At 75.8% G+C, this 9,089-nt stretch carries 3 protein-coding genes; all 3 read left to right on the forward strand.

All coding sequences use genetic code 11. The annotated features are described in order from the left end of the window. A partial coding sequence (locus B056_RS0104940; RefSeq protein WP_026239341.1) for an SDR family NAD(P)-dependent oxidoreductase occupies positions 1 to 2,544 on the forward strand: 2,544 nt, incomplete at its 5' end. Between the two features lie 76 nt (positions 2,545 to 2,620). Then, on the forward strand, positions 2,621 to 7,612 hold the full coding sequence (locus B056_RS0104945) for a type I polyketide synthase (protein WP_018500796.1): 4,992 nt from the start codon (positions 2,621 to 2,623) through the stop codon (positions 7,610 to 7,612). Between the two features lie 209 nt (positions 7,613 to 7,821). Beyond that, positions 7,822 to 9,089, forward strand: a 1,268-nt coding sequence (locus tag B056_RS0104950) for a beta-ketoacyl synthase N-terminal-like domain-containing protein (RefSeq protein ID WP_018500797.1), incomplete at its 3' end; no start/stop codon positions are given.

The following is a 9,089-nucleotide window of genomic DNA, read 5'->3' on the forward strand; positions in this document are numbered from 1 at the left end:
GACCGCGACGAGGCGACCACTGTTCTGACCGCCCTGGCGGGACTGTTCGTCCACGGTGTCGCCGTCGACTGGGCGGCGCTTCTTGCGGGGGCTGGCGCTGGTCGTAGGGCTGGTTCGGGTGGGGCTGCCCATCCGGTGGTGTTGCCGACGTACGCGTTTCAGCGGCAGCGGTACTGGCTGGACAGCCGGCTACCGACGCCGATGGTCGCCGGTGCGGTGGCCGGTGATCCGGTCGAGGCGGATTTCTGGGCGACGGTCGAGCGTTCCGACCTGGCCGGCCTGGCCGAGCGGCTTGGTGTCGAAGCCGCCGCGTTGGAGATCACGCTGCCGGCGTTGGCGTCGTGGCGGGAACGTCGCCGGGTCGATGCGACGGTGGATGGCTGGCGTTACCGGGTGAGCTGGAAGCCGCTGTCCGACCCGGGGCCCGCGGTGCTGACTGGAACCTGGCTGGTCCTGGGCGACGACACGGTGGGGCTGACGCCGCTGCTGACAGCCGCGGGCGCGGAGGTCGTCGCCGTCCCGGTCGAGCCCGGTGTCGACCGGGCGACCCTGGCCGAAAGACTGCGCACGCTCGATGACGCCGTCGCTGCCGGCGTGGGCCCGGGGGCCGGACCGGTCACCGGTGTGCTCTGCCTGGCGGCGCTGGACGACCGGCGGCCCGCGGACACGCTCCTCGCCGACACGCTCCTCGCGGACACGCTCACGGTGGTGCAGGCGCTCGGCGACGCCGGGCTCGATGCGCCGTCCTGGCTGGATGTGCCGCTCTGGTTCGTCACCCGAGGCGCGGTGTGGACCGGGCGTACCGATCGTGCGGTCAGTGTTCGGCAGGCGCAGGTATGGGGTCTCGGCCGGGTGGTCGGCCTGGAGCATCCCGGCCGGTGGGGCGGGCTGCTCGACCTGCCGGAACCGGGCGGCGCGGCGAAGCCGGGCGGACCGGCGAAATCGGCTGGCGGGGCGAAGCCGGACGGGTTCGACCGGCGGACCGCCGAGCGGCTCGTGGCGGTGCTCGCGGGCCTGCCCGGCGGCGAGGACCAGGTCGCGCTCCGCGGCGGCGGGATCCTGCTGCGCCGGCTCGTCGCCGCACCGGCCACGGGCGAGAGTCTTTGGCACCCTCGCGGAACGGTGCTGATCACCGGCGGGACGGGTGGTCTCGGCGCCCAGGTGGCCCGCTGGGTGGCGGCGCACGGCGCGCGGCGGGTCGTGCTGGCCAGCCGGCGCGGATCGGCCGCCCCCGGGGCGGACACGCTGGTCGCGGAGCTGTCCGCGCTCGGCGTGCGGGTCGACGTCGCCGCCTGCGAGCTGGCTGACCGTGCCGCGGTCGCCGCGCTGCTGGCCGGCGCGGCCGTGGACGGCGACCTGTCCGCGGTCGTCCACGCCGCGGGCGTCGCCGAGGACGCGCCCCTGGCGGTCGCGGACGCCGACCACCTGGACCGGGTGGTCACCGGCAAGGTCGCCGGCGCCGAGCACCTCGACGAGCTGCTCGCCGACACCCCACTCGACGCCTTCGTCGTCTTCTCCTCCATCTCCGGTGTCTGGGGCAGCGGCGGGCAGGCCGCGTACGCCGCCGCGAACGCCGCCCTGGACGCGCTCGTCCACCGCCGCCGCGCCGCCGGCCGCGCGGGCACCGCCGTCGCGTGGGGCCCGTGGGCCGAGGTGGGCATGGCGGCCGGCGCCGACGTCGCCGGGGAGCTGCGCCGCCGCGGCCTGGTCACGCTCGCCCCGCAGGCGGCCCTTGCCGCGCTAGCCCGGACGGTCGGCGCCGACGAGGGCGCGGTGAGCGTCGTCGACGTCCGCTGGCCCGAGTTCCTGCCGCCGTTCACCGCGGCCCGGCCGCGTCCGCTGTTCGCGGCGATGCAGGCGGCGCTCGCGGCAGCCGAGCACGGGCCGCACGGGCCGGCCGGCGCCCACACCGGACATCTCGCCGGACGGCTTGCCGGGGCCTCGCGGGCGGAGCGGGAGCGGATGGTCCTCGAGCTGGTCCGCGAGGCGGTGGCTGGTGTGCTGGGCCACCCGTCGACGGCCGAGGTCGAGCCCGGCCGGGCCTTCAAGGAGCTCGGGTTCGACTCGCTGACCGCGGTGGAGCTGCGCACCCGGCTGGCCGCGGAGACGGGGCTGAGTCTGCCGGCCACGGTGGCCTTCGACCATCCGGACGCCGAACGCCTGGCCCGGCACGTGCTCGCCATGCTCGCGGCGACCGACGATCCCGGCTCCGCACCGGATGCTCCCGCCGGCCCGGGCACGGCGGGCGAGTCGGCCGACCCGGTTGTCGAGGACGGCCTGGCTGCTCTCGACGGGGATGACCTGCGGGAGCTGCTGGCGTCCATCCCGATCGGGCGGCTGCGGACGTCCGGGCTGTTGGCGCCGCTCGTGGGCCTGGCTCGAGCCGCCGCCGGCAGCGCCCGGCCGGCACCGGACGGGCAGCTGGAGATGACCGGGCAGCTGGAAGCGGCCGGGCGGCCCGAGGCGGCCGGGCAGCCGGCGGAGATCGACGGCATGGGGGTCGACGACCTCGTCCGGCTCGCCCTCGGCGGCGACGGGTCCTGACCGGGTCCGCGTCCCGGTCCCTCGACCGGGGCGCGCAGTGGTTCGACGAGCGGTTCGACGAGCGGAGCGACGAACGATGACCCAGCCGGACCCGAGAGTTGTCGAGGCCCTGCGCGCGGCACTGAAGGAGAACGAGCGGCTGCGGCGCGAGCAGCGGCGGCTCACCGCGGCGGCGAGCGAGCCCATCGCGATCATCGGCATGGGCTGCCGCTACCCCGGCGGGGCCGACTCACCGGAGGCGCTGTGGCGCCTGGTCGCGGACGGCACCGACGCGATCTCGGAGTTCCCGACCGACCGCGGCTGGGATCTCGACGTCCTGTTCGACCCGGATCCGCAGCGGGCCGGGACGTCCACCACCAGGGTGGGCGGTTTCCTGCGCGATGCCGGTGACTTCGACGCCGCGCTGTTCGGGATCACCCCGCGCGAGGCGCTCGCGATGGACCCGCAGCAGCGGCTGCTGCTGGAGACGAGCTGGGAGGCGTTCGAGCGGGCCGGGATCGACCCGCGGGGGCTGCGCGGCAGCCGCACCGGGGTCTTCGCCGGCAGCAACGGGCAGGACTACCTCTGGCTGCTGCAGGACGTCGCCGCCGAACTCGAGGGCCATCTGACGACCGGCAACTCGGCGAGCATCATCTCCGGCCGGGTCGCCTACGCCTTCGGGCTGGAGGGGCCGGCGGTCACCGTCGACACGGCGTGCTCGTCCTCGCTGGTGGCGCTGCACCTGGCCGCCGGGTCGCTGCGGCAGGGCGAGTGCGACCTGGCGCTGGCCGGGGGGGTCGCGGTGATGTCCACGCCCGGGATCTTCACCGAGTTCAGCCGGCAGGGGGCGCTCGCCTCCAGCGGCCGGTGCAAGTCGTTCGCGGCCGCCGCGGACGGGACGGGCTGGGGTGAGGGCGCCGGCCTGCTGGTGCTCGAACGGCTCTCCGACGCCCGCCGCAACGGCCGGCACATCCTCGCGACGATCGTCGGCAGCGCGGTGAACTCGGACGGGGCGAGCAACGGCCTGACCGCCCCGAACGGGCCGGCGCAGGAACGGGTGATCCGCGCGGCCCTCGCCGGCGCGGGACTGACCCCCGACGACGTCGACGCCGTCGAGGCACACGGCACCGGCACCGTTCTCGGGGACCCGATCGAGGCCCAGGCGCTGCTCGCCACCTACGGACGCGACCGGTCCGCCGACCGTCCGCTGTGGTTGGGCTCGCTCAAGTCGAACATCGGTCACACCCAGGGGGCGTCCGGGGTGGCCGGGGTGATCAAGATGGTGCTGGCGCTGCGGCACGGGCTGCTGCCCCCGACCCTGCACGTCGACGAGCCGACCGGCCAGGTCGACTGGTCGGCCGGCACGGTGGCGCTGCTGACCGGGTCCCAGCCGTGGCACGACACGGGACGTCCCCGCCGGGCGGGCGTCTCGTCGTTCGGCATGAGCGGCACGAACGCCCACCTGATCGTCGAGGAGGCCCCACCCGCCGCCCCGCCTCCCGTGGAGCCGGAGCCACCCGGCTCGCCGCTGCCGCTGCTGGTGTCGTCGACGGACGAGTCGGGGCTGCGGGCGCAGGCGGCACGGCTCGCGCGGTTCGTCCCCACCGCCGGGTCACCGGCCGATGTGAGCCGGGCGCTGCTGGGCCGCACCGCGCTGCCGGCGCGTGCCGTCGCCTGGGACGCCGCCGGCCTGCGCGGCCTCGCCGACGGCGAACCGGCCGCCGACGTGGTCGTCGGGACGGCGGTGTCCTCAAGCGGCGTCGTGTTCGTGTTCCCCGGCCAGGGCGGGCAGTGGGTGGGCATGGCGCTCGGCCTGCTCGACCGTTCGGCGGCGTTCACCGCGCGGCTGGCCGAGTGCGACGCGGCGCTCAGCGAGTTCGTCGACTTCTCGGTGGTCGGGATCCTGCGCGACGGCGGGGAGCTGGACCGGGTGGACGTGGTGCAGCCCGTGCTGTGGGCGGTGATGGTCTCGCTCGCCGCCTGGTGGGAGTCGTTCGGGGTGGTGCCGGGCGCGGTCGTCGGCCACTCGCAGGGCGAGGTGGCGGCGGCGGTCGTCGCCGGGGCGCTCTCGCTGCGTGACGGGGCCCGGGTGGTGGCGCGGCGCAGCGCCGCCGTGCGGGGGCTCACCGGCGCCGGGGCCTTGGCCTCCGTCGTGGCACCGCTCGACACCGTGACCGGATGGATCGCCGCCGAGGCCTCGCTGAGCGTGGCGGCGGTGAACGGGCCGTCCCAGGTCGTGGTGGCCGGCGACCGCGCCGCGGTGGCGGAGCTGGTCGCCCGCTGCGAGGCCCGGGGGACCCGGGCGCGGCTCGTCGACGTCGACTACGCGTCGCACTCCCCGCAGGTGGAGCAGCTCCGGCACCGGCTGCTGACGGATTTCGCGGACCTGCGGGCGCGGACTCCCCGCGTGCCGTGGTACTCGACGGTCACCGGCGAGCCGGTCGACGGCGCCGTCGGCGGGGACTACTGGTACGCGAACCTGCGCGAGACAGTGCGGTTCGCGCCGGCCGTCCGACGGCTGCTGCGGGACGGCTTCCGGCAGTTCGTCGAGGTCAGCCCGCATCCGGTGCTGCTGCTCGCGCTGGAGCAGATCGCGGCGGAGCAGGCGACGCACGCCGGCCCGGTCGCCGTCTGCCCCACCCTGCGCCGCGGCCACGACGACGCCGCCGCGCAGCTGCGCGCGCTGGCCCAGGCGTGGGCGGCGGGCCTGTCGGTGGACTGGCCGGCCTGGTCCGCCGGCCTGCTGCCGTCGCCAACGCCGTCGCCGTCGTCGCCGCGCTGCCTGCCCGACCTGCCCACCTACGCCTTCCAGCACCGGCGCTACTGGCCGGACCCGCTCGAACCGGAGCCGGGACGTTCCGGAACTCAGCTCGACGCCGGGGCGGAACGGTTCTGGACGGCCGTCCAGGCCGGTGACACGACGGAGCTGACCGAGCAGCTGGGGGTGCCCGCCGAGCTGGTGACACCGGTGCTGCCGGCGCTGGCGTCCTGGTGGGCGCGGCGGCGCACCGCGGCGGTCACGGACGGCTGGCGGTACCGGATCGACTGGCAGCCGCTGCCCGAGCCGCCGCCGGCCCGGCTCACCGGCCGCTGGCTGGTGGTCAGGCCCGCCGGCGGTACCGTCCCCGAGCTCGCCGGCCTGCTCAAGGACGCCGGCGCCGAGATCGCCGAGCTGTCCGTCGACCTGGCCGCCGCGGCCGGGGCGGACCGGGCCGCGCTGACCGGCGCGCTGCGGGCCACGGCGGGCGGTGGGGACGCGCCGATCGTGGGCGTCGTCTCCCTGCTGGCCTTCGACGAGGCCGCGTACGCCGCGTTCCCGGTGCTGCCCAGGGCGGTGGCCGGCACGCTGGCCCTGATCCAGGCCCTCGGTGACGCGGGCATCGACGCCCCGCTGTGGGCGCTGACCAGCGGCGCCGTGTCCACGGCCGTCATGCCCGCCGGCGCGGCGAGCACTGGCGCGGCGTCGGCTGGCGCGGCGTCCGACGGACCGGCGGCACCGAGCCCCGTCCAGGCGCAGGTCTGGGGGCTCGGGCGGGTCGTGGCGCTGGAACATCCGCAGCGGTGGGGCGGGCTGCTGGACCTGCCGCCGGACTGCGACCTGTCGGACGGCCCGGTCGGCGGCGCCGGCCGCCGCCTCGTCGCGGCGCTGGCCGGGCTGGACGGGGAAGACCAGCTGGCCCTGCGCGACACCGGCCTGCTCGGCCGCCGCCTCGTCCCGGCTCCCACGGCCCCCGAAGCCTCGGGCGACGGCTGGAAGCCTCGGGGCACCGTGCTCGTCACCGGCGGCACCGGGGCGCTCGGCGGGCGGACGGCCCGCTGGGCCGCCGCCCACGGCGCCGAGCATCTCGTGCTGGTCAACCGGCGTGGCCCGCGCGCGCCCGGCGCGCCGGAGCTGCACGCCGAGCTGACCGGCCTGGGTGCCCGGGTCACCTTCGCCGCCTGCGACGTCGCCGACCGGGACGCGGTGCGCGCCCTGCTCGACGAGCTGACCCGCGGCGGCGACCCCGTCACCGCCGTGGTTCACGCCGCCGGGCGCGGCCAGGACGGCACGATCGCCGACACCACCCTCGCCGAGGCCGGCGAGGTGCTGCGGGCCCGGGTCGCCGGCGCCGAGCACCTCGACGAGCTGCTCGCCGACACCCCGCTGGACGCGTTCGTCGTGTTCGGGTCGGTCGTCGGCGTCTGGGGCAGCGCCCGTAACGCGGTCTACGCGGCCGCCGACGCCCACCTCGACGCCCTCGCCGCCCGCCGCCGGGCCGCGGGCCGCCGGGCGACCGCCGTCGCCTGGGGACCCTGGGCCGGCGGCGGAACCGCCGACACCGCCGCCCGGGACGGGTCGCTGGCCCGCCGCGGGCTGACCCCGCTCGACCCCGACGTCGCCGTCGCCGTCCTGGCCGGCGTGCTCGACCGGGACGAGAGCGGCCTGGTCGCCGCCGACGTCGACTGGGCGCGGTTCGCGCCGGGCTTCACCCTGACCAGGCCCAGCCCGCTGCTGGCCGACCTGCCGGCCGTCCGGGCGGCGCGCCGCGAGCAGGAGGCGGCCACCGAGCGCGACGACGGCGAGGCCGGGCGGCTGCGGGCACGGCTCGCCGCGCTGCGGCCTGACGAGGCCGAGCGCGAGCTGGTCGAGCTGGTCCGCGCGCACAGCTGTGCCGTCCTCGGATTCCCCTCCACGGAAAGCATTCCCGCCGAACGCGCCTTCCGGGATATCGGCGTCGATTCGGTGACCGCCGTCCAGCTTCGCAACCGGCTCAACCGGGCGACCGGGCTGCGCTGTGCGGCGACCCTGGTGTTCGACCATCCGACGCCTTTCGTGCTCGCCCGACAGCTGTCGAAGGAAATGCTGCCCGATGCGGCCCGGGAATCGGAATCGGTATTCGCCGACCTGGATCGGCTGGAGCGTTCGGTGGCCGGTCGGGGGCACGACGAGATCGAGCGCACGAAGATCCGGATACGGCTGCAGTCGCTCCTGTCGCAGCTGGACGGGTCCGCTGTGACCGCGCCGGGGACGACCGGCGGGGCGGATCTCAGCGCGGCCACCGACGACGAACTGCTCCGGTTCATCGACACACAGCTGCGAAAAACCTGAATTCGGTGTAGGTCGGCCTGTTCAATTGTCGGCCGTTCTTTCTGGGGTAGGGGCAGGCTAGGGGTTTCGTGCCCGGCAATGTGGCTCCTAGCATCATGGCCAGGCTGCCCCAGGTTTGAGGATCCGCGCGTCACGGCGGATATCCGGCCAGCGGTTGGACATCCGGTGTCGCCGCTGGCCGTTGGTCTATCCACAGAGGTGGTAATCGCATGGCGGACGAGGAAACACTTCGCGACTACCTCCGGTGGGTGACGGCGGACCTGCAGCAGAGCCGGCTGCGGATCTCCGAGCTCGAGGACGCGGCCCGGGAGCCGATCGCGATCGTCGCGATCGGCTGCCGCTACCCCGGGGACGTCCACGGGCCCGATGACTTCTGGAACCTGCTCACCGAGGGCCGCGACGCGATCGCGAGCCTGCCCACCGACCGCGGCTGGGACCTCCCCGACGAGCCCGCGGCGGCCGAGTCGGCGACCGGCCGCGGCGGGTTCCTCTACGACGCCGCCGACTTCGACCCGGCGTTCTTCGGCATCAGCCCGCGCGAGGCGCTCGCGATGGACCCGCAGCAGCGGCTGCTGCTCGAGGTGGCCTGGGAGACGTTCGAACGGGCCCGCATCGACGTCGCCACCCTGCGCGGCGAGCGGGTCGGGGTGTTCGTCGGCGGCGGCGACCTCGGCTACATCGCCGACATCGCCGAGTTCCCCGACGAGGTCCTCGGCCACCTGCTCACCGGCGCGGCCCCGGCGGTGCTCTCCGGCCGGCTGGCCTACACGTTCGGCCTGGAGGGGCCGGCGGTCACCGTCGACACGGCCTGCTCGTCGTCGCTGGTCGCCCTGCACGTCGCCTGCCAGGCGCTGCGCCGCCGCGAGTGCGGCGCCGCGCTGGTCGGCGGCGCGACCGTCATGTCCAGCCCCGGCATGTTCTCCGAGTTCGACCGGCAGGGCGGTCTGGCCGCGGACGGCCGGTGCAAGTCGTTCGCGGCGGCGGCGGACGGCACGGGCTGGGGTGAGGGCGTCGGGTTGTTGCTGGTGGAGCGGTTGTCGGATGCCCGGCGTCATGGTCATCCGGTGTTGGCGGTGGTGCGGGGCAGCGCGGTGAACTCCGACGGTGCCAGCANCGGNCTGACCGCNCCGAACGGCCCNNCCCAGCAGCGCGTCATCCNGCAGGCNCTCNCCGNNGCCCNNCTNNNNCCNGCCNANNTCGACGTGGTGGAGGCGCACGGGACGGGGACGCGGCTGGGTGACCCGATCGAGGCGCAGGCGTTGTTGGCGACCTACGGTCAGGATCGGCCGTCGGGTCGGCCGTTGTTGTTGGGGTCGGTGAAGTCGAACATCGGTCATACGCAGGCGGCGTCGGGTGTGGCCGGTGTGATCAAGATGGTGTTGGCGATGCGGCATGGGGTGTTGCCGCGGACGTTGCATGTGGATGCGCCGTCGCCGCAGGTGGACTGGTCGGCGGGCGCGGTGGAGCTGCTGACCGA

This window comes from Parafrankia discariae (genome assembly GCF_000373365.1).
GTDB classification, from domain to species: domain Bacteria; phylum Actinomycetota; class Actinomycetes; order Frankiales; family Frankiaceae; genus Parafrankia; species Parafrankia discariae.